This window comes from Exiguobacterium sp. FD-YE-25-4 (assembly GCF_057004685.1).
The window spans coordinates 1,511,693-1,533,082 of record NZ_CM168041.1 but is presented as its reverse complement, the minus strand read 5'-3'; the positions used below and the strand labels follow the sequence as shown (position 1 = coordinate 1,533,082).

Below are 21,390 nucleotides of genomic sequence, written 5' to 3'. Positions count from 1 at the left end.
GAACGTGTGTTCGAAATTGAGGTGACGAAGATGTCAACAGACTTATTTAATTACAATGAAGACGCCATCCAGGTGCTCGAAGGACTGACTGCTGTCCGGAAACGTCCGGGGATGTATATCGGTTCGACCGACCATCGCGGCTTGCACCATCTCGTCTATGAGATCGTCGATAACGCGATCGATGAGGCGCTCGCCGGATTCGGTGGCCAAATCGACGTGACCATCCATAAAGATGACGCCATTACGGTACGCGACCACGGGCGTGGTATGCCGACTGGGATGCACGCCTCCGGCAAACCGACGCCAGAGGTCATCTTCACGGTCCTCCACGCCGGCGGTAAGTTCGGCCAAGGCGGCTACAAGACGTCAGGCGGACTCCACGGGGTCGGCGCCTCGGTCGTGAATGCACTCTCGAGCAAGGTCCTCGTCACGATTTATCGCGACGGCAAAGTGTTCGAGCAGACGTTTGCCGACGGTGGGATTCCGCAGACGACGCTCCTCGAGACCGGGAAGACGCGTCAGACGGGGACGAGCGTCTACTTCAAACCGGACGCCTCGATCTTCTCGACGACGACATATAACTACGACACGCTCGCTGAACGGCTCCGTGAATCGGCATTCCTGTTAAAAGGATTGACAATCACGTTGACGGACGAGCGTTCGGATAAAGAAGAGACGTTCCATTACGAGGAAGGGATTGCCGAGTTCGTCCAATATTTGAACGACGACAAGGCGACGCTTCATCCGATCGTCTATTTCGAAGGGACGGAGAACGATATCGAGCTCGAGCTCGCCTTCCAGTTCACGGACGCCTATTCTGAGAACGTCCTCTCGTTCGTCAACAACGTCCGGACTCGTGACGGCGGCACGCACGAGGTCGGCGCCAAGACGGCGATGACCCGCATCGTGAATGAGTACGCCCGTAAGAACGGATTGTTGAAAGAAAAAGACAAGAACCTCGACGGCGGTGACGTCCGCGAAGGCTTGACGCTCATCGTCTCGGTACGGATCCCGGAAGAGTTCCTCCAGTTCGAGGGGCAGACGAAATCGAAACTCGGTTCGCCCGAGGCCCGTACGAGCGCTGATGGTGTCATGGCCAAACAACTGACGATTTTCCTCGAGGAGAACCCGCAGATGGCGACGATGCTCATCAAGAAGGCGATCCGCGCCGCCCAGGCCCGCGAAGCCGCCCGGAAAGCCCGGGAAGAGGCGCGCAACGGCAAGAAGAAGAAACGTTCGAGCATCTTGAACGGAAAACTGACGCCGGCGACGTCGAAAAACGCCGCCAAGAACGAACTGTTCCTCGTCGAGGGTGACTCGGCCGGCGGTTCGGCCAAACAGGGTCGTGACCGGACGTTCCAGGCCATCCTGCCGCTGCGCGGGAAGGTCATCAACTCGGAGAAGTCGAAACTCCAGGACATCATGAAGAATGAGGAAATCAATACGATCATCCACGCGATCGGGGCCGGGGTCGGCCACGACTTCGACCTTGAGGACTGCAATTTCGACAAAATCATCATCATGACCGATGCCGATACGGACGGGGCCCACATCCAAGTGCTCCTGTTGACGTTCTTCTTCCGTTATATGCGCCCGCTCGTCGAGGCCGGCAAAGTGTTCGTCGCCTTGCCGCCGCTTTATCGGATTTCGAAAGGGAAAGGCAAGTCGGAACAGTTCGAGTACGCTTGGGACGAAGAGGCGCTCGAGAAGCTCGTCAAAGTGTATAAGAAGGGCTATATCCTCCAGCGCTACAAAGGTCTCGGTGAGATGAACGCCGACCAGCTATGGGAGACGACGATGAACCCCGACACACGGACGCTCATCCGTGTCACGGTCGACGATGCTGCCGTCGCCGACAAGCGTGTCTCGGTGCTCATGGGAGACAATGTCGCCCATCGCCGGGAATGGATCGAGGAGAACGTCGCCTTCGGCCTCCAGGAAGATGATTCGATCATCGCCAATGAACACGTGACTAAAGCGATTGAGGAAGTGATGTAACGATGTCGACGATTCAACACATTTTAAACTTGTCGCTCGAACAGGTCGTCGGTGACCGCTTCGGGCGTTACTCGAAATATATCATCCAGGACCGGGCCCTCCCGGACGCGCGCGACGGGCTCAAACCCGTTCAGCGCCGCATCCTGTATGCGATGCACCATGAAGGCAACACGAACGAGAAACCGTACCGCAAATCAGCCAAGACGGTCGGTAACGTCATCGGTAACTATCACCCGCACGGTGACAGTTCCGTCTATGAGGCGATGGTACGCCTATCGCAGGACTGGAAGTTGCGTTACCCGCTCATCGACATGCACGGGAACAACGGCTCGATGGACGGCGACTCGGCCGCCGCGATGCGGTATACCGAGGCCCGTCTGTCGAAGATTGCCGGCGTCATGCTGACATCGATCTCGAAGAATACGGTCGACTATACGCCGAACTTCGACGATTCGACCGAAGAGCCGCTCGTCTTGCCGTCACTCCTCCCGAACCTGCTCATGAACGGGACGACGGGGATCTCTGCCGGTTATGCGACCGAGATCCCGCCGCACAACTTGACCGAGGTGCTCAACCTCGCCATCGCCCGCTTGAAAGGTGAGGTCGAGACGACGAATGACGCATTCCGTTATATGCAAGGACCTGACTTCCCGTCTGGCGGGATTGTCATGGGCAAAGACGGCATCTTGAAGGCGTTCGAGACCGGAAAAGGCAAGGTCATCATCCGTGCCAAATCGGTCATCGAGCCACTTAAGGGAGGCCGTGAACAGATCACCATCACCGAACTCCCGTATGAGGTGAACAAGGCGAACCTCGTCAAGAAGATGGAAGAGCTCCGTCTCGACCGCAAAGTCGAAGGTGTCGCCGAAGTCCGTGACGAGACCGACCGGACCGGCGTCCGCGTCGTCATCGAATTGAAGAAGGAAGCCGATGCGGAAGGTGTGCTCCATTTCTTCTTGAAGCATACCGATCTGCAGCTCGCCTACAACTACAACATGGTCGCCATCGTCAACCGGACACCGAAACAGATGGGTCTCTTGTCGATCATCGACGCGTACTTGAAGCACGTCGAAGAAGTCGTCACCCGTCGCACGACGTTCGAGCTCGATCAGGCGAAGAAACGCGCCGAGATTGTCGACGCGCTCGAACAGGCCATCTCGGTCCTAGACGAGACGCTCGAACTCATCCGTTCGGCCAAAGACAAGTCCGAGGCGAAACAGAAGCTCATGGAGCGGTTCTCGTTCACGGACCGTCAAGCCGAAGCGGTCGTCATGCTCCAACTGTATCGGTTGACGAACACGGATATCGTCGAGCTCCAAAAAGAGGCGAAGGCGCTCCAAAAAGAGATTGCTCGCCTCGCCAACATCTTGAACGTCGACGCGACGAAACGGAAGCTCATCTCGAAAGAGTTGACCGCACTCCGTGACGAGTTCGGCGACGCACGGCGCTCGGTCATCGAATCGGAAGTCGAAGAGTTGAAACTGAAGACAGAGGTCATGATCGCCGTCGAAGAGACGATGGTGTTCGTCAGCCGCGACGGGTACGTCAAACGTTCATCGATGCGCTCATATGGCGCCTCGAGCGACGAGATGCCGGAGATGAAGCAGAAAGACCGTCCCGTCCTCGTCACCCAGGCGATGACGACGGATCACTTGCTCGTCTGGACGAACAAAGGCAGTTACTTGCTCATCCCGGTCCATCAGATTCCAGAGTCGAAATGGAAAGACGCAGGCCAGCATGTCGCCAACCTTGTGCCAATCGAAGGCGAACAAGTCGTTTCGGCCGATGTCGTCTCGACGTTCGACACCGACGCGCATTGCCTGTTCGTCACGCGTGAAGGCATGGTCAAACGGACGCCGCTCCGTGACTATGACGCCCAACGCAAGTCGAAAGCGCTCATGGCGCTCAAGTTAAAAGGTGACGACGAGGTCGTCTTCGCGGGCATCAGTGACGGGCCAGGACAACTGTTCCTCGTCTCTGAGCGCGGCTATGGCCTCTGGTTCAAAGAAGACGATGTTCCGGTCGTCGGCCAACGTGCCGCCGGCGTCAAAGCGATGAACTTGAAAGATGGCGATGTGGTCGCCGATGCCTTTGCCTTCTTCACACCGCCGCTGTTCGTCCTCGTGACGCAACGTGGAGCGGTCAAGAAGATGAAGCTCGAGGATCAGTTCGACTGCACGAACCGCAACTTGCGCGGGACGATGCTCATCCGCGAAGTCAAATCGAAACCGCACCAGATTCGTCGTGTGCTCCCGGTGCATGACGATGAAACGCTCCACATCATCGGGAAAGAGAAAGCGAAGACTGTCAAGACGAAGCAATTGACGCTCTTGGACCGCTACGCCAACGGCTCATTCGTGTTTGATGAAGAGACGTTCGGTGAGATTGAGGACGTGTACCTCGATTGAGATCGAACTAAAGAAAACCCTGTACCAGAGACGATTGTCTTTGATACAGGGTTTTTCTTATGGATTCAAAGCTCCGCCTTTATCAGATAGCGCTCCAAATCGGCCTGTTGGCGCAAATGATGACGGCTATGCATCTCGATGAGGTCGTACCATTCCTGGGCGTTCAGCCAACCGAAACCGCCATGTCGGGCTTTGACGTCAGGGTTTGCCGCGCGGGCGAGCGGTTCAAGGCGGTTCAAGCGTGCAGATAACTCGTCGATTCGTCGTTCGAGCGTCTCGCGCTTGTCCGTGTTGTTCGGGGGTTGGTTCATCTCATCAGGTAAGCGGATTTTGACCGGTGGGAAACCACCCATCCGGAACAATCGTTCACCGAACTCGGTCTTCCCGAGCGGTTGTTCTTCAGTGGAAGCGAGACACCGGTCAATCTCGTCCGCATATTCCTCGGCCACCACGATGATATGGTCGTACATCTGTCCGATTGACCAGACGTCTGCTGCTGCCTGATAACGGAGCTGCCGCTCGGTATAGCCGTCCAAGTCTGCTTTGAACTGGGATAACAGTGAAATCGGCATGTCCAACCTCCTTCGATTTGATTCTCTATCCAGTATAACACGGGGGCATCAGCTGATTTTTTCAACTCCATGTCACATTAGTTTCTCTTAGGAGCGGGTATTTCTAAAAGGAACAACGATCCCTTTTGGCGAATGGGACAGGAGGACAAATCATGGGGGGATACGTATGTCACAGTGGCTCGATTGGGCCAAGCGGCTACAGGCGCTGTCACAGGCTGGCTTGACGTTTACGAAAGACGAGTTCGATCGAGAACGTTACCTCGAACTCCAACGAATCGCGACCGAGATGTTCGAGCAACAATCTAATCTTGCTTTGCATGAAATCACCGAATTGACCCACGTCGATGGTTATCCGACACCGAAGCTCGACGTCCGAGGCGTCGTCTTCAAGGATGACGCAGTGTTACTCGTCAAGGAAAGGTCAGACGGACTTTGGACGCTTCCGGGCGGCTTTTGTGAGATCGGACTGTCCCCGGCAGAGAACATCATCAAAGAGATCGAGGAAGAGGCCGGTTTCGACGTCGCACCGATTCGGCTGCTTGCTTTGTTCGACATGCATCATCACGACCATCCGCCGTTGTCGCAGCATTACTATAAACTGTTTATCGAATGCGAGTTGATTGGTGGAGAGGCGCAAATTAGTCATGAGACGAGCGAGGTTGCGTTCTTTACACGAGACACCTTACCACCTTTGTCACTTGCGCGGAACACGCGAGAGCAGCTCTATATGTGTTTTGAGGCCCGTTGGCAAGAAGATTGGACCACGTTATTCGATTAAGGGGAGGGGATTCCATGAAAGTCACACGTTTTGATCACGTCCATCAACTGACGTTTTTCGCACCCATCTTACCCATCAACGTCCAACTGATTGAACGTGAGCTCGGGCTTGTCTTGATCGATACAGGGCTCGCGCAGAACGCGGAATCGATTTTAGCGTATATCGAGACGTTTGAACGCCCGCTTCTCGCTATATTGTTGACGCATGCCCATGGGGATCATGTCGGCGGTGTCGATACGATTTTGAAAGCCCATCCTCATGCCGAGCTGTACGTCTCGAGGCGCGACGCCCGTCTCCTTGAAGGGGACCGGACGACTGACCCGGACGAGCGGGCTCTCAAACTGAAGGGTTCTCTCCCGAAAATCCACTCCTTGCCGGATAAATTGCTTGACCCAGGTGAGCGGCTGTTCGGCTTACGGGTCTATCCGGCAGCGGGTCATACCCCTGGTTCGATTGCTTTTTTCGATGAGAAAGAGCGGATTTTGTTTGCGGGAGATGCATTTCAGACGCGTGGGGGAGTCGCCGTGGCAGGGGACGTTCGTCCGTTGTTCCCGCTGCCGGGTATCGCAACATGGGATAAGCGTGCAGCGTTAGAGCAGGCGGAGAAGTTAATCGATCTCGCACCGCAACGTACATTCGTCGGTCATGGGCAACCAGTCGCCGGGACACATCGGCTCTATTTGGCACTGAAGCGGGCCAAACGCAAGCAAGCACGTCTATTTTTACGATAATCCGGGGGTGCTCACAGGTGGAATTACGCGAGATTCAGACGACAGATTATCAACTGGCCGAGCAAATGCTCGAGATTCAACGAAACGCTTATGCGGTCGAGGCCGAGCTGATCGGTTTCGATGAGATCCCAGCGCGTTATGAGACGGTCGAGGTGATCCAGAATCTGCCCGGTACGAGCTTTGGTTTGTATAACGACGGGCGGTTGATTGGCTTTATCACGATTGAAGCGGCTGAGAACACGGTCGAGGTCACGAAACTGTGCATCGACCCTAGATATTTCAGGGCGAGACTTGCGACGACGTTGCTCGAACACGTGCTCAGCTTGCACGAGGACAAACTCGTCTATGTGCACACCGGCAAACATAACGGACCGGCCAAGAAACTGTACACGAAGCTCGGGTTCGAACCGAGTGCCGAGTTTGAACCCGAACCGGGCGTCACATTGATCCGTTTTACGCGAACTTGAATCCCTTTCGTCAAATTTCACATTCCGTCTCACTACTTTAAGTATACTAAAGAATTGAGACGGAGTTTTATTTTTACTGATAATATATGTTATGTTAACTAATAGAAAAATAGAGAAAATTGATGGCAGATATGACATCTCTCCTCTCGAAAAAAATCAGAATATCTTGTACCAATACAACGTCATATCGATGTTCGGATTGGCGGTCTGTTTGAGCGTATCGACACCGCCGAGCGCGAACCCTTCTTTCGCATAAAATCGACATGCGATCACGTTATCGTTCTGCGCTTCGAGCGACAATCCAAGCAACGAGTGCTCGTTTGCCCACGTCTCTGCAACTTGCAACAGCAAATGGCCAATCCCGCTGTGTCGATAGCTATTACGGACCGCGATGTTCTCGATATACGCAAAACGGTTCCAGTCTTTCACCACACGGATCTGTCCGATACATGTCGTCTCGTCGAACGCCAAGAATACTTGTTTGTCCTCACTGTTGATGTATTCAGACCAGTCCAGCAAATCGTCTGGAAAGCTTGTCACACGGGCTTTCTCATATAACTGTTCCTCATACGTCCAAATCCCGTCACAAAAGCTCGGAATGATTTTCCCGATGACTGGAAACGGATTATTGGCTTCGTTCACGACGCTGATGGAATACTCATCTAACGCTTTGATCGAGATGTTCGGGGCTTCTTCCATTGCATCTTTCTCCCTTCATATGTAATGACCGCTCCATGCCAGAACCAAATGGTCTCACTAGACTAGCCATAAAGTGGCGGTCATGAAATCAAAGTCGGTGGTTCTGTCGACAACACTTCAATTACATCATTTGATGTCAGGAACACGTAATGCTGAATATTATAAATCGTTTCGTAAATGTTTGTTGATTCTTCAGCTAGCCATTTTAAATAGTTTGAATCAGTCACTTGAAAGAGTGTCCAGTCGCCAAAAAAATCAGGGTCATAATGTTTGTATAAATGTTCTAGCGTTCTAATAAGCGTTCCTTCGTCTGTATTTCGATACGACAGCACTAGTCCGTCAAACAAAAATGTATGTGTGTTTTCATGCGCATCGGTAAACACGAGTCTTAATCCGTCTTTATCATCAATTAGCGCCTGCAGATATAGTTTGGCCGGTATCTCTGGATTGACGGTCCATCTTTCCCATTTCTCCACGTGCATCCCCTTCTTCTGCTGTCATCATCTCATGCCTACATTACATACCCATCGAGAATAGGGTCATCAAATTCCAAAGTGACAATCCTAGTGGAATGAGCGACAGGATTGTCACCCATCTTTTCTTTGTAAAGAGTCCAATCATAAGCGTGATTAAGCCAATTGCTAAAACGATGATTATCGTCATAACTGTCATGGTTGGTCCATCTCCCGTAGCTAGATTATTGTAACTGATTTTAAGCTGGTTGCTCGTCGTTCATCAACCCCCTGTTACATAATTTGCTAGATTGCTATGAAACTCCTCTTTCTGTTTAATACATCATAGCGAACATCAACGATTCTTTGATTCGATTTTACTCATTGTTGGATAATGGTCCTTCCCATTCGCACAACTATTTTTTGTACAAGTCTACATCTGTTTCGTCGAATTCAACATTCTGTGTCACTAACCTGAATCCTTCATTCATCAACATGTTAGCGCTTTATGGATTTATGTTTCAAAAATAACTTTAACGCTGTTCATCCGCTCTTAGGAGTTGCCTGTAAGCGTATGTCATGCTATTTTTAGACAGATGATAACTTAAGGAGGAACTTGAATGAAACGTATGACAAAAGGTTTGGCAGCATCCCTATTATTGGCTGTCCCGCTCGCGGCGTGTGGTGATTCTAGCACCGATCAGGCCGAAACTTCGCGCTGGGACGAAATCAAAGAAGACGGTACGCTCACGGTCGGTACGGCCGGTACACTCTATCCCGCCTCGTTCCGTGAAGAAGATAGCGATACACTGACTGGGTTTGACGTCGAGCTCATGAAAGAGGTCGGGAAACGTCTTGACCTTGAGGTCCAATTCAAAGAGATGGCGTTCGACAACATGTTGACGAGCGTCCAAAACGGACAAGTTGACGTCGCAGCGAACGATATCTCGGTCACAGAGGACCGGAAAGAGAAGTTCGCCTTCTCCACACCGTACAAGTACACGTACGGGACGGCCATCGTTCGCAAGAGCGATTTGTCTGGCATCGAATCAATTGAGGATTTGAAAGGCAAAAAGGCCGCTGGTGAAGCGACGACCGTCTTTATGGACGTGGCACGTCAATACGGAGCCGAGGAAGTCATCTATGACAACGCGACGAACGACCAGTACCTTCGTGACGTCTCGACAGGACGGACCGACGTCATCTTGAACGACTACTATCTTCAGACACTCGCCCTCGCCTTCTTCCCGGACTTCGATATCACGATCCACCCGGATATCGCCTATAACCCACAGGAAGTCGCGTTCTTGATGGACAAAGAGAACGCAGAGCTCCAAGAGAACATCGACCGCGTCCTTGGCGAGATGCTTGAAGACGGTACGGTGAAAGAATTGTCGGAAACGTTCTATAACGGAGCCGATGTCTCGGTAGAACCGGACGTCGACGCGACGATCGTCGAATTGGACTAAGCGGTCATGTTCGAAGGTGTGAAATGGGAAGCAATCTTTGACGTCGACCTGGCTGTGCGTTCGTTCCCTTATTTGTTAGGCGGCTTGCCGAACACGCTTTGGATCTCATTCGTCAGCATGTTCTTCGGCTTGTTGCTGGGTCTCGTGTTTGCCCTTGGGAAACTGTCACCGTCGCGGATGCTTCGGTTCCCGTCGACGTTCTATATCTCGTTCATGCGGGGCGTACCGATCCTGATCATCTTGTTCATCTTATATTCAGGATTTCCATTCATCGGTATCGAGTTCGCGGCGCTGACGGCGGCGGTCATCGGGTTCAGTCTGAACTCGGCGGCCTATATCGCTGAGATTATCCGGTCGGCGATCCGTGCCGTCGATCCGGGACAGGTCGAGGCGGCCCGCTCGCTCGGGATGAACAAGTGGCTGACGCTCAAAGGGGTCATCTTGCCGCAGGCGACGCGAATCGCGCTCCCCCCGCTTTCGAACGTGTTCCTCGATTTGATTAAAGCGAGTTCGCTCGCCGCCATGATCACCGTCCCTGAAATTTTCAACAAGGCGAAGATCGTCGGGGGCCGGGAGTTCGACTATATGACCGTCTATCTGGTCGTCGCCCTCATCTACTGGGGCATCTGTACGTTCATGTCGTTCTTCCAAGATTGGCTCGAACGGCATTTTGAACGCTATTTGGATACACCGAAGCGATGACTGACTTGCCTCCTACAGGCAGGTCAGTTTTTTTGTCGGGCGGTTATCGCGAAAGTGACATGGTATAGTCAACTTATTCTATATTTCGCTTCAAAGGAGACACATCACCTATGTTCTCAAAGCTATTATTCGTCGCATCCGGCCTCATCACACTCACGTATATTTTGTTCGATGGACCGGCATGGGTCAGTGCCTTAAACCCATACACGAGTATGATTGTCCTTTATTACTTGGTTTTTAAGTTCCCGAGCCAGAAAAGAGCGAAGACGGCCTCTTCGGATTGACCACACGTGACGTACATATTTTGAAGCACTGGTCTTTAGCGTTCCATCTCGGACCGCGAGTGTGCTATGATTTTCTTAATTATCAGAAAATAGACGGGGGAATTTTATTATGGTGCAACAATGGACGACACATTTAAACGATCAAGTGATCGGGCAGTCAAAGGCGATCAAGCTGTCGACGATCGCCCTCCTCTCTGGGGGACACGTCCTGCTCGAGGACCGACCGGGGACAGGGAAGACGACGCTCGCACGTAGCCTGGCCACCTCGGTCTCGGCCGCATTCCAACGGGTACAGTGTACGCCGGACACGTTACCGAGTGACATTTTAGGGATGGAACTGTTCAATCCGACGACAGGCACGTTCGAACGGAGAACGGGCCCAATCTTCACGTCGATTTTACTCGTCGATGAGATCAACCGGACGACACCACGGACGCAGTCGGCACTGTTAGAGGCGATGCAGGAGCGGCAAGTGACGCTCGGCGAGGTGTCGCTTCGTTTACCAGACCCGTTCTTCGTCATCGCGACGCAAAACCCGTTCGACGGGCAAGGGACGTTCCCGCTGCCTCAGGCGCAGCTTGACCGCTTCTTATTCAAACTGTCACTCGCCCCGCTGTCACGAGAGTCGGAACGCCGGTTGCTGCGGAATGAGCATTTGAGTGCGGCTCCGTTCACGTTGCAACAGACCGAGCTTGTCGAGATGCAGCAAGCCGTCCGTGACGTCTTGTTTCACGAGGCGATGGAGGATTATCTGCTCGATTTCGTCGAGGCGCTCCGTCATCACCGAGACATCGAGGTCGGACCGAGCCCGCGGGCGACGCTCGCCTATACGATGGCAGCCCGGGCGCACGCCTATATGGACGGACGGGATTACGTCACGCCTGAAGACATTCGCGCGCTCGCCCTGCCCATCCTCGGCCACCGGATCGTGTTGACGGTGGAGGCGTCGCTCAAGACGAAGCCGTCCAAATTGATCAAGTCCGTTTTGGAGACCATCCCGGTCCCGTCAGAGGTGTGACATGCAACTCGTCAGCCCTCGCTACCTCGAGTCCGGGTATATGTGGCTCTTGTTCGTCGTCGGGGTGTTCACCGCCCTATACGGGAACGTCTTCCTCGCGAGTGTGATTATCGGGTTCAGCCTGTATGCGCTCATCATGCCGGAGTTATTATTCCGACTCGCTGAGTACGTCCACGTCGAAGTGACTGACGAACTGAAGCTGTTCCCGAACGATGAAGAGACGTATACGCTCAAATTGATTTCGACGGCGCCCGTGCCCCTTGGCGTCGTCCGATTGTCGGGTTATCTCCATCCGACCGTCGAGTCGGAGGCGCACGCCTTCTGGCGCCAAGAGAACTTTGTCGGTCGTGAGGCGGCCGTCGCCTACACGCTTCCACTCAAGGCAATCAAGCGTGGTCCGATCCGCATGGAGGCGATCGGCATGGAGATCCGGGACCCGCTCCGTATGTTCTCACTCTATAAAGAAGATCCGCTCGACCGTATCGGGTATGTGTTCCCTGAATTCCTGCCTTATCCGATCCCGAAACGTCCGCCGACGTTACCAGGCGAAGAGATGGTCCGTCATAGCGCCTACCGTGACCCGGAGACGTTCCAGTCGGTGGCGCCGTATCACGGACAGCCGATGCGGCAACTGTATTGGTCGGCCTACGCGAAGACAGGTGAACTGCTCGCCCGTACCGAGCAACCCGTCCAGGCGAACGAATATGTCGTCGTGCTCGACTTGTTGACGAAAGACGGGCGCGCTCTCACCCATCAGATGGAACGGTTGATCTCGCAGGCGGCGGCGCTATGCCGCGACTTCGAGAAAGAGAACGCGAGCTATGGGCTGATCGTCCCGACCCTGACGAAGGAAGGCATCACCTATGACCTCGCCCCGGGGAGCGGTGAGACGCATTTCCGCAAGGTCATGACGACGCTCGCCTGCCTGTCGGAACGGGATTTCCCACTCGCCCGGTCGTTGTTCGAACGGAAGGTCGCTAAATACGGCGGCAGCCAATCCATTTTACGACTGGGAGGTGACGGACGATGAGACTACTTTGGTGGGTGTTCGCCGCGTTCTATGTCGGTCACGTGTTTCCGCTCGTCTTTCTGCTGACGCTCCGCTTGCCGCGCAACTGGCAGCTCGGGGTGCAGACGGCCCTGAGCATCGCCGCGCTCTTGTTCTCGTATGAGATGAGCATCACGCTACTGTTGTTCACGTACGTCCACGCCTTTATCCGAACTCTCGATTGGACGGACCGTTATGCGATCGCAAGTGTGCTCTTCCTCATTGTCGATTGGTTGTTCCCGCCGGCGTCTCAGCCGCTGGCGATGATCGTCTTCCCGTTCTTGTTCTTGTTTTGGCAACGGAGCCTGTATTATCGCCGTGACTATAAACGAATGTTGTCCACGCTCGTCGTCGCCCTAGGGGTCGGCCTCGGTTTGGCGATAATCATCCGGACCATCAAAGAGCTGTTGTTCGGCAATCTCGTCGCCTGGATCCAGCCCATCCTGATTTGGATCGGCGGTTGGTTCGACGGAGTCAATCTCGATCCGACCGATCGCGTCAACCGTATCCTCGTCCCGGACAATCCGAACATCGATGCCGAGACGATTTCAAACGAGACGTTACTCGAATCGACGACGAATCAATCGCTATTCTTGGTCGTCACGTTTCTCGTCGTTCTCGTCAGCGTCATCGCTTTATTCATCTATGTGCAACGCCGAAAAGAAATCCATGAGGATGTGACGGTGCCGAAGCAACGCCATCAAGCGGCCGATTCGGTTCGCCGCTCGACACGGGCTCCTCGGCACGTCCGTCTGCTTGATGCCGGGAGACGTCTCGAACAAGCGCATCCCCGCCAGCGCGAAGAGACTGTTTCGGAATGGTTCGAACGAATCGGATTTACCGAAGGAAGTCGCTTTGCCACATGGCTGGAGGCGGCCGAGTACGGAGAGAAAGAAGCGCCGGCTCCGATCGTCGAGGCGTTCGAACGGCAAGTCAAACAGACGCTCAAACAATAAGACCAGCCAGATGACCGGACTTTCCGGGACACCTGACTGGTCTTTTTTTAAAGAATCGGGCTCAACAGGCGCGACACGCTCTCTTTGAAGCGAATCCATTTCGTTCGTGTCTCATAACGCTCAACCGTTAACCTGTCAGCACATGCGAGGTCTCGATTGAATGCATCGATGACAGACTGGGCCACGACCTCGTCATAGACGAGCGCCGAGATCTCGAAATTGAGTCGGAAACTGCGGGCGTCGATGTTCGTCGTGCCGATCGAGGCGACCTCGCCATCGATGACGAGCGTCTTCGCGTGCAAAAAGCCGCCTTCATACGTATATACCTCGGCCCCGTAGCGAACAAGCTCGGCCGCATTCGTATACGTCGCCCAGTAGACAAACATATGGTCCGGCTTGTTCGGGATCATCAGGCGGATTTTCGTCCCGGACATGAGCGCGTTGCGGCAGGCGTCGAGGAAGCTGGCGTCAGGGATGAAATAAGGGGTTTGGATGTAAATCGTCTCTTTCGCCTCGGTGATCATCTTGACGAGCATGTTTTTCAAGTGCTCGGTCGATGAGTTCGGGCCCGATGTGACGATTTGCACCGGTGATTGGGCCGTCTCAATGAGGACGGACGGCCAAATGAAATCCTCTTTCTCGGCCCGATGCTTCGTCGGTACAGCACGGTTCCAATCGAGGAGGAAACGCTCGAGCAGTTCTCGGACCGCCTCCCCTCTCATCCGTAGATGCACATCGCGCCAATAGCCGAACTGACGGTTCGTCCCGAGGTATTCATTCCCGACGTTGAAACCGCCGATATAGCCGATCTCCCCATCGATGATACATAGTTTCCGGTGATTCCGGTTGTTGACGCGGAAGTTGATACCGAGGCGTGACGGGAAGAACGATTTGACCTCGCCACCGTGCGCGAGGAGCTGTTTGAAATGGGAACGTCGCAATCCCCGTGAGCCGACGGCGTCATAGAGCAGACGGACCTTGACCCCTTCCTTGGCCCGTCGCGTCAAGGCCGAGATGAGCGCCTGACCGAGCGAGTCGTTTTGGATGATATAGTATTGGATGTTGATTTCCTTTGTTGCCACCTCGATGTCATGGAACAACGCCTCGAACTTCTGCTCGCCGTCATGGATGACTTGAATTGCATTATGATACGTCACGAGCGCATTCGTGGAGGATAAGTTCAAGCGGGCGAGGCGACGATACTTGGATAAGAGCGGATCACTGGCGAACAAGCCGCCATGGGCGTCGAGCTCAGTCAACTGGTTATGGACGTGTTCCGCGTATTCATGCCGTCGTTCCTCGTCGACTTGGTAGAAGTTATTCGATTTGATTAATCGTCCGAAGAAGATATAGATGAAGAATCCGAGCAGCGGCACGAAGAATAAAACAAGTAGCCAGGCCCACGTCGACCCGATATCGCGCCGTTCGAAGAAGATGATGGTGACCGCAAACGTCACGTTGAGGATGACCAATACGATACCGAGTATGCCTAGAATGAATTCTGTCGTGACCATCTCGATTTCCTCCTTTTGTCTCTTGTTTACCCATTCTTCGTAAGAATGAAATGCTCGTTTGCAGGTAAAGGGATAGACACACAAAAAAACACCGCGCCTGCGGTGTTTTTGGGGTAAATCGATTAGTTTAAGACTTTGATTGTGATTGATTTACGACCGAAGTTGAGCGCTTGCTCTCGTGTCGGCATCAAGATATCGATTTTGTTACCTTTGATGGCGCCACCAGTATCTCCAGCGATTGCTTCGCCGTAGCCTTCAACCCATACTTTAGAGCCGAGTGGGATGACTGAAGGGTCAACCGCGATGACTTTTTGGTTCGGGTTCGAGCGGACGTCGATTCCTGTTGCCGTGATTCCTGAGCATCCTGCACAGTATGGCGTGTAAGCCGTTGCTTCCACAGTCATCGTCTTACCTGAAGCCGGAGCTTGGGTTTGCGTTGTAGACGTAGACTGTTTCGTCACTGGTGCAGATGTTGATGCTTTTGGTTTAGCGGCTGGTGCGCTGTTCGCAACCGATGCTGCTTTAGCACCTTTTACAGAGAATTGTTGACCAGGGAAAATGAGATCTGAATTAAGACCGTTCCATGTCATCAACTGTTTGACAGATACGCCGTTGTTTGTCGCGATGCGATACAACGTGTCACCTGATTTTACTGTATACGTTTTTGAAGCGCTTGAAGCTTTAGCTTCTGACTTCGCAAGCTTCAATACTTGGTTTGGATAAATCATATTAGAGTTTAAGCCGTTCGCTTGTTTGATGTCATTAACTGATACACCGTTGTTCACGGCGATACGGTAAAGTGTATCTCCAGACTGAACTGTGTGTGTTGATGCTGCCGAAGCTGGAGCAGCGACTCCTAAACTAAGGCCAGCGAGTGCCGTTAGTGTCAATAGTGGTTTTTTCATAAGAATATTCCTCCCTTTTCTAACGCCCCCTTACTGTAACACCTGTATATTTCACTGCCGTTACAGGCTGATATGAGAGTGATATCAGTTCAGTTACAGAAGCTTTCAGCGAGATGAGAGGAATCTGAATTTTTACAATCCAAATACAAATGGCTTAGTTGAGCCATTTTCAGCTATACTAAAGAGAAGAGAAAGGAGGTTTTAGTCTTTGGAACTATTACTGCTATATTACATTGTGACTAATTTCCTAGCGTTTATGTCATTTTACCTCGATAAACGTCGTGCTAAATCAGGGGAATGGCGCATTTCGGAACAAACGTTACTCATTCTCGTTTGGATCGGTGGCGCATTCGGGGCCTATCTCGCGATGCGGTTCTTCCGTCATAAGACGTTGAAGCCGAAATTCCGCATTGGTGTTCCAATCGCCATCTTAGTGCATGCGGGTGTCACCGGTTGGTTCATCTTTTGACGCCATTATATAGAAGAAACTTGTTCAATCACCACGTAGAAAATCCCGATGAAATGTCTTGATAGACGCTTCGTGGTGAAAAAGAAGTGTGTCCATCCGGTGTTAAAACGAAATAAATGTTCAATTATTGAGGTGTTCGGATGAAGCTTGAAGAAAATCTGATTGATATCCAAGAGTGGACTGAAACGACGATTGAGACGACGATCAAAGTGAATCCGCAGTTTCAAATCTGGTTAATCACGAACGGACAACTCGACCTGCTCGTCAATGGGACACGGTTTCGGCTCCGCTCCGGGATGGCGTTGATCTTAGACCGTGGACAAATCGTAAAAGTTGAACCGAAGGGAGAGCCATTTCGATTGGTCGTGATCTCCGTCGAGCCGTTTGACCTATTCTCTCCGTCGCTTGCGGAGTTGTACGTGACACCGCACGCCGAGACGTCGCGTAGTAAAGTGTTGCATCCCGGTGAACCAGGAGATAAGCCCGTCCTCGACATAATCGACAAAGTGATTCGCAGCCTGAAGAAGAAGTCCTCGTTCGCGTTGCTCGATGCGAGCTTACAGCTCGCAGTCATTTGGCGCTATTGGATTCAACAGCCGCAAAGCGGAACGAAACATCATGTTCAGGAACGGATGCGTCTCATGCTCGCCTACATACATGACCATGACACGATGAAACTGACGCTCGAAGACATCGCAGCAACGGGTGGTCTGAGCCGGGCGGAATGCTGCCGCTACTTTACAAAATGGGGCGACACATCGCCGCTCGCCTACGTCCAGAACGTCCGCATGCATCGTGCGGCGCGCCTCGTTAAGGAGTCGAAGGAACCGATCGCCGATCTAGCGCATCGTCTCGGCTACACGAGCGTGAGCCATTTCGTGCAATCGTTTAAAAAAGTCCATGCGGTGACACCATTGGCGTACCGAAAGCGACAGACATAACAAAAGCCGACGATCGTGTCGGCTTTTTCTCGTTAACGGGCGGTCCAACCGCCGTCTGCTTTCAAGACGTCGCCATTGACGAAACTCGAATCATCGGAGGCGAGGAACAACGCGACCTTGGCAATCTGCTCCGGTTCACCCATTGGAGCCTCCCCTGCCCCTTGGATGGCTCGCATCCCGAGTTCGCTCGGCGCGGTGATTGTGGCACCGATATTCGTATTGACCCCGCCCGGTGCGATGGCGTTGGCCCGAATCTTGTTGAACGTACCGTATGTGGCGGCGATATTTTTCGTCAGGCCGATGAGCGCATGTTTCGAGGCGACGTACGAGGCGCCACCGCGTGTCCCGAACAAACCACCGACCGAGGCGTTATTGATGATGACACCGCCCGTTTCTTGTTTGTCCATGACATGGATCGCGGCCCGTGCCAGTTTCATCGGTCCGGTCAAGTTGACGGCGATGACCCGGTCCCACATCTCGTCCGTCACTTCGCCGACGGTCAAAAAGTTGTCCATGATGCCCGCGTTGTTGACCAAGATGTCGAGCGAGCCGAACGTGCTCGTCGCCGTCTCGACCATCTTGTCGATATCTTCTTGTTTCGTGACGTTCCCCGAGACGCCGACGGCTTCCCCGCCGCTCGCTTTAATCTCTGAGGCGACCGCTTCGACCGAGTCCCCGTTCATGTCGACGGCGACGACGCGTGCCCCTTCCTCGGCAAACAGTTTGGCGATGGCCCGACCCATCCCTGACCCGGCCCCGGTGACGAGTGCCGTTTTACCCGATAATTTCACACCGCATTCCTCCTTGTTGAGACAACTCAAGAGCGACAGAGAAAACGACAAGTGCAACCTGCTCACGTGTCATTAGTCTATACCCGGATTTGGGTGAAAACGTATCTCCGTTTGAAAGAATCTGCTTCTGTTCCAATCACTAGTCACGTACAATGGAAAGATACAGATATTGGGAGTTGAAAGGTGGGATTCGATTGCATCGTTATCATGCAGAAGTGATGGGAAGCGGGACACCCGTTATATTTTTACCGGCTGGAGGATTCACCGGAGAAGAAGGCCGTTCACTCGCCGAGGCGCTATGCGACAACTTCGAGGTGCATTTGCTGGATTTGCCAGGGTTCGGGCGAAGTGAAGGGATTAAGCAGGCCGTGACGTCCGAACAGTTGGCGGATTGGGTCAACGACTACGTCGTCACACATCGAATCGGACCCGTCCATGTGATCGCGCATTCACTTGGAGGTGCGATCGCTCTCGCTTTCGCCACACATTATCCCGAGCACGTGGAGCGGCTCGTCTTGCTCGATCAAGGCCATAAGGCGTTCCCGCGCGTTCCGTTGAGAGAGTATGGCGTGTTCGGCCTTGCCGTCCCGCTCCTGAGCGGACTTTATCGTCTGTTCGGACCTCGACTCGTCCCGAAAATCGAGACGAAGGTCATTTCAAATGAAGGTACATCTCCAGTTACAGCGGAACAGGTTAAGGCTTTCTGCGCACAGACAGGCCTCTCTGAACGAAACGAGATTCGGCGCGCGTTGAACGACCCGGCTAAGCTCGGACGAGGCGGATTGAATCTGCTGTTCAGCTTCTATCACCTTGACGTGCCGCAGCTTATGCGTTCACTTCAAGTCCCGACGTTACTTATTTACGGCGATTTTGTCGGACTGGACGACAAAGAAGCCCGATTGACGAAGTCAGCCATGATGGACCTGCAACGGCATGAGCTGCCGATCACTTACATACGAATGACAGGCGGCCACTTCGTCCATTGGAACCCTGCGTTCCCGATGGAACAAGTGCGACAGTTTTTACAACCTGAGAAAGCGAGCGGTCTCTAATGAACCATCAGCAAAAGATTGTCCTAATCATCGTATGCGTATTGTTGGTATCAGCCGGAGTGGCCTGGGCATTTGATTCGACGAAGCAGCTACAGTTACCCGAGGGAGCGGAACCGATTCTCACCTACCCTGTTGATGACCGTGACATGAGTCTTCGCTTTTTCACGAACAGTTACACCGTCGAGGAATGGAGTGAAGAGCCGGTTGCGCAAGCCATAGGTCTTGAACTTACTGTCGACAATCAGGTTCAGTCGATTACATCTGAATCGCTGTCCGAGGCAGGTCTCACGTGGTCGACTTTCGGCCAATCGTGCGGAGATACGTCAGCATGTTCCCCGTACGATATCCTTTACGGGATGAACCACGGCGAGACGACAAGAGTCGTCGTCGAGTTGAACGGGGAACGGTTCGAACCGGAACTGTTGAAGACGAAGGCCGGGAATGACGTCTGGTTCGTGCTCGTCGACCAAATCGAGTCGATTGAGTCGATCACTGGCTACGATTCTGAGGGGGACATATCCTACCGCTTCAACAACTAAAAAAGAGACGGAGGACGGCTGTCCTCTCATCTCTTAGCGTTCACAAGCGATACCGTCCTTATCACGGTCTTTTGATTTGTTCGCTTCGTATAACGAACTGTTGGCGTAAGGCTTGTACTTTGTCTTACCACCTTTGTTTTTCGTCGTCTTCGTTTTGGCGACACCGCCTTTGTACGTCTTATTCAGTTCGGTGCAATTCTTAAATTTTTTCGGTGCGGCGTCCACGGTTTCTGACGGTGCGACGCTCAGCGTGAACAACGCGATGCCCGCGATGGTCGCACGAATTAGCTTCTTCATAGTTGCTTCCTCCTTGGTAACAAACGATATGCGTGTTAATTCTTGTTTATTATAAGGGCAGTTATGATGAATCCCCTGCTTTTTAAAAATAGTTGAAGGAAGGTAACATCTATGGACTTACTTATATTGATGCAGGACCGGGCTCTCCCGTTACTGCTGCTCGCACTATTTCTCATTTTGAACGTGGTGTTCGTCATCGGGATTTGGAAACGACGACGCCACTTCTCCAAAGGTTTTCTCGTGTTCGCGAGCTCGCTTGCGTTTCTACTCATGACGTCATCGATCATCCTCATCATGTTCACGATGTTCATCGGCTACAACCAGTGATGCCTTCTATCCGATGATATCCGTATCAAAATCATCGAGTGCCCCTACGATGTTCGAAGTATGATGAATGCAGAAAGGAGGGAATGCTGATGCTTGAATCACTGAACCGATTGATGGACCACATCGATCAACATCTAACAGAAGACATCACGAGTGAGGATATCACACGCATCGTCGGGGTATCCGACTATCATTTTCGACGCATGTTTTCCTATATGGCCGGGATGACGCTCAATGAATATATCCGAAATCGTCGGCTGTCAGAAGCAAATAAGGACTTGATTCATGGGAAATCGGTCACGGACGTGGCGTATACGTATGGCTACCAATCCGTCGACGGGTTCTCGCGATCGTTTCGAGACTGGTGTGGCTTTTTACCGTCTGAAGTGATCAAGAACAAGATTCAAAAGTCATTCCCGAAATTCACTTTCTTCATCGACATCAAAGGAGGAATTTCGATGGAATTCAAATTAGAACACAAATCTTCATTCAACGTCGTCGGCGTGTCCAAACGCGTCCCGATTCAGTTCGAAGGCGTGAATCATGACATCGTCGAGTTGGCGCAGTCAATCACGGAGCAACAGCGAAGCGAGATGCATCAATTGGCGGACCTTTATCCAAATCAAGTGCTCAACGTGTCGTACGACTTCGATGAAGGCTATTTGGACGAAACGGGTTCACTCACGCACATGATTGGCTTCGCGACGACGCAAGATAATCCGTACGAGGATCTTGAACAGATTACGATCGAGTCGAACCTGTGGGCCGTTTTCCCGAATGCCGGCCCGTTCCCGGAGACGCTCCAGGAGACGATGGCCAAGACGTATGCCGAATGGCTGCCGACGTCTGGGTACGAACTGGCCGACTTACCGAGCATCTCGTTCACGAAGCATGATGGCCCATCGGACAACGTCTATAGCGAAGTGTGGGTGGCGGTCAAACCGAAAACGACGTAAGCACAGAAAAATACCTC

The 21,390-nt window shown here is 52.8% G+C and carries 24 protein-coding genes; 17 read left to right on the top strand and 7 right to left on the bottom strand.

The window, feature by feature from the left end; all coding sequences use genetic code 11:
- Nucleotides 1-30 precede the first annotated feature (30 nt).
- Together parE and parC are read left to right on the top strand one after the other, a co-directional pair.
- Nucleotides 31-1,998 (top strand): DNA topoisomerase IV subunit B, encoded by a 1,968-nt coding sequence (gene parE / locus AC13H5_RS07930; protein ID WP_031200243.1) that lies wholly within the window; start codon nucleotides 31-33, stop codon nucleotides 1,996-1,998.
- A gap of 2 nt (nucleotides 1,999-2,000) precedes the next feature.
- Entirely contained in the window at nucleotides 2,001-4,406 is a 2,406-nt protein-coding gene (gene parC / locus AC13H5_RS07925; protein WP_138859420.1) for a DNA topoisomerase IV subunit A, read from the top strand.
- 65 nt (nucleotides 4,407-4,471) lie between these two features.
- Here the strand turns inward: parC and AC13H5_RS07920 are convergent, their stop codons facing one another.
- Nucleotides 4,472-4,978: a DinB family protein gene (locus tag AC13H5_RS07920; protein ID WP_483545575.1), complete on the bottom strand. Its 507-nt coding sequence runs from the start codon at nucleotides 4,976-4,978 to the stop codon at nucleotides 4,472-4,474.
- Nucleotides 4,979-5,144: 166 nt separating this feature from the next.
- Between AC13H5_RS07920 and AC13H5_RS07915 the strand changes: the two genes are divergently transcribed.
- The 3 genes from AC13H5_RS07915 to AC13H5_RS07905 are packed head-to-tail and all read left to right on the top strand — an operon-like array spanning nucleotide 5,145 to nucleotide 6,954.
- Entirely contained in the window at nucleotides 5,145-5,756 is a 612-nt protein-coding gene (locus AC13H5_RS07915) for an NUDIX hydrolase (protein ID WP_214707760.1), read from the top strand.
- A gap of 14 nt (nucleotides 5,757-5,770) precedes the next feature.
- A complete protein-coding gene (locus AC13H5_RS07910) occupies nucleotides 5,771-6,487 on the top strand; it encodes an MBL fold metallo-hydrolase (protein WP_483545574.1) in 717 nt (238 codons plus the stop codon).
- Between the two features lie 17 nt (nucleotides 6,488-6,504).
- Nucleotides 6,505-6,954: a GNAT family N-acetyltransferase gene (locus tag AC13H5_RS07905; protein WP_214823539.1), complete on the top strand. Its 450-nt coding sequence runs from the start codon at nucleotides 6,505-6,507 to the stop codon at nucleotides 6,952-6,954.
- A gap of 156 nt (nucleotides 6,955-7,110) precedes the next feature.
- Here AC13H5_RS07905 and AC13H5_RS07900 read toward each other — a convergent pair whose 3' ends face one another.
- Both AC13H5_RS07900 and AC13H5_RS07895 read right to left on the bottom strand, forming a co-directional pair.
- Nucleotides 7,111-7,653 carry a GNAT family N-acetyltransferase gene (locus tag AC13H5_RS07900; RefSeq protein ID WP_483545573.1) on the bottom strand — a complete coding sequence of 181 codons (543 nt, stop codon included), beginning with the start codon at nucleotides 7,651-7,653 and terminating at the stop codon, nucleotides 7,111-7,113.
- 80 nt (nucleotides 7,654-7,733) lie between these two features.
- Nucleotides 7,734-8,129, bottom strand: coding sequence for a hypothetical protein (locus tag AC13H5_RS07895; protein ID WP_483545572.1), 396 nt, complete (start codon nucleotides 8,127-8,129; stop codon nucleotides 7,734-7,736).
- Between the two features lie 596 nt (nucleotides 8,130-8,725).
- On the opposite strand from AC13H5_RS07895, the gene AC13H5_RS07890 reads away from it, so the two are divergent.
- The 6 genes from AC13H5_RS07890 to AC13H5_RS07865 all read left to right on the top strand — a co-directional run bounded on the left by AC13H5_RS07890 (nucleotide 8,726) and on the right by AC13H5_RS07865 (nucleotide 13,582).
- On the top strand, nucleotides 8,726-9,574 hold the full coding sequence (locus tag AC13H5_RS07890; RefSeq protein WP_029595448.1) for a transporter substrate-binding domain-containing protein: 849 nt from the start codon (nucleotides 8,726-8,728) through the stop codon (nucleotides 9,572-9,574).
- Nucleotides 9,575-9,580: 6 nt separating this feature from the next.
- Nucleotides 9,581-10,276 (top strand): amino acid ABC transporter permease, encoded by a 696-nt coding sequence (locus tag AC13H5_RS07885; protein ID WP_483545571.1) that lies wholly within the window; start codon nucleotides 9,581-9,583, stop codon nucleotides 10,274-10,276.
- Nucleotides 10,277-10,386: 110 nt separating this feature from the next.
- A complete protein-coding gene (locus tag AC13H5_RS07880) occupies nucleotides 10,387-10,560 on the top strand; it encodes a hypothetical protein (RefSeq protein ID WP_483545570.1) in 174 nt (57 codons plus the stop codon).
- Between the two features lie 109 nt (nucleotides 10,561-10,669).
- Nucleotides 10,670-11,578 (top strand): AAA family ATPase, encoded by a 909-nt coding sequence (locus tag AC13H5_RS07875; RefSeq protein ID WP_034777620.1) that lies wholly within the window; start codon nucleotides 10,670-10,672, stop codon nucleotides 11,576-11,578.
- A 1-nt stretch (nucleotide 11,579) separates the two neighbouring features.
- Nucleotides 11,580-12,608 (top strand): DUF58 domain-containing protein, encoded by a 1,029-nt coding sequence (locus AC13H5_RS07870; protein WP_034777619.1) that lies wholly within the window; start codon nucleotides 11,580-11,582, stop codon nucleotides 12,606-12,608.
- Entirely contained in the window at nucleotides 12,605-13,582 is a 978-nt protein-coding gene (locus tag AC13H5_RS07865) for a hypothetical protein (RefSeq protein ID WP_214753302.1), read from the top strand. The genes AC13H5_RS07870 and AC13H5_RS07865 overlap by 4 nt, the downstream gene beginning before the upstream one ends.
- Before the next feature lie 47 nt (nucleotides 13,583-13,629).
- On the opposite strand, the gene cls is transcribed toward AC13H5_RS07865, so the two are convergent.
- Nucleotides 13,630-15,096 (bottom strand): cardiolipin synthase, encoded by a 1,467-nt coding sequence (gene cls, locus AC13H5_RS07860; protein WP_483545569.1) that lies wholly within the window; start codon nucleotides 15,094-15,096, stop codon nucleotides 13,630-13,632.
- A gap of 122 nt (nucleotides 15,097-15,218) precedes the next feature.
- A complete protein-coding gene (locus AC13H5_RS07855; protein WP_034777617.1) occupies nucleotides 15,219-16,001 on the bottom strand; it encodes a LysM peptidoglycan-binding and 3D domain-containing protein in 783 nt (260 codons plus the stop codon).
- Between the two features lie 208 nt (nucleotides 16,002-16,209).
- Here AC13H5_RS07855 and AC13H5_RS07850 point away from each other — a divergent pair, with 208 nt between their 5' ends.
- Both AC13H5_RS07850 and AC13H5_RS07845 read left to right on the top strand, forming a co-directional pair.
- Nucleotides 16,210-16,470, top strand: coding sequence for a DUF1294 domain-containing protein (locus tag AC13H5_RS07850; RefSeq protein ID WP_232939616.1), 261 nt, complete (start codon nucleotides 16,210-16,212; stop codon nucleotides 16,468-16,470).
- A 140-nt stretch (nucleotides 16,471-16,610) separates the two neighbouring features.
- The gene (locus AC13H5_RS07845; RefSeq protein ID WP_483545568.1) at nucleotides 16,611-17,411 is read left to right on the top strand and encodes a helix-turn-helix transcriptional regulator; all 801 of its coding nucleotides are present in this window, start codon (nucleotides 16,611-16,613) and stop codon (nucleotides 17,409-17,411) included.
- A 32-nt stretch (nucleotides 17,412-17,443) separates the two neighbouring features.
- On the opposite strand, the gene AC13H5_RS07840 is transcribed toward AC13H5_RS07845, so the two are convergent.
- Nucleotides 17,444-18,202 carry a glucose 1-dehydrogenase gene (locus tag AC13H5_RS07840; RefSeq protein WP_214823534.1) on the bottom strand — a complete coding sequence of 253 codons (759 nt, stop codon included), beginning with the start codon at nucleotides 18,200-18,202 and terminating at the stop codon, nucleotides 17,444-17,446.
- Nucleotides 18,203-18,396: 194 nt separating this feature from the next.
- Between AC13H5_RS07840 and AC13H5_RS07835 the strand changes: the two genes are divergently transcribed.
- Nucleotides 18,397-19,254, top strand: a complete 858-nt coding sequence (locus tag AC13H5_RS07835; RefSeq protein WP_483545567.1) for an alpha/beta fold hydrolase — start codon at nucleotides 18,397-18,399, stop codon at nucleotides 19,252-19,254.
- The gene (locus tag AC13H5_RS07830) at nucleotides 19,254-19,793 is read left to right on the top strand and encodes a hypothetical protein (protein WP_034777611.1); all 540 of its coding nucleotides are present in this window, start codon (nucleotides 19,254-19,256) and stop codon (nucleotides 19,791-19,793) included. Before AC13H5_RS07835 ends, AC13H5_RS07830 begins: the two co-directional genes overlap by 1 nt.
- Nucleotides 19,794-19,826: 33 nt before the next feature.
- Here AC13H5_RS07830 and AC13H5_RS07825 read toward each other — a convergent pair whose 3' ends face one another.
- Nucleotides 19,827-20,090, bottom strand: a complete 264-nt coding sequence (locus tag AC13H5_RS07825) for an excalibur calcium-binding domain-containing protein (protein ID WP_034777609.1) — start codon at nucleotides 20,088-20,090, stop codon at nucleotides 19,827-19,829.
- Between the two features lie 111 nt (nucleotides 20,091-20,201).
- Between AC13H5_RS07825 and AC13H5_RS07820 the strand changes: the two genes are divergently transcribed.
- Nucleotides 20,202-20,417 carry a hypothetical protein gene (locus AC13H5_RS07820; protein ID WP_034777606.1) on the top strand — a complete coding sequence of 72 codons (216 nt, stop codon included), beginning with the start codon at nucleotides 20,202-20,204 and terminating at the stop codon, nucleotides 20,415-20,417.
- An 89-nt stretch (nucleotides 20,418-20,506) separates the two neighbouring features.
- Nucleotides 20,507-21,373, top strand: coding sequence for an AraC family transcriptional regulator (locus AC13H5_RS07815; RefSeq protein WP_034777605.1), 867 nt, complete (start codon nucleotides 20,507-20,509; stop codon nucleotides 21,371-21,373).
- Nucleotides 21,374-21,390 lie beyond the last annotated feature (17 nt).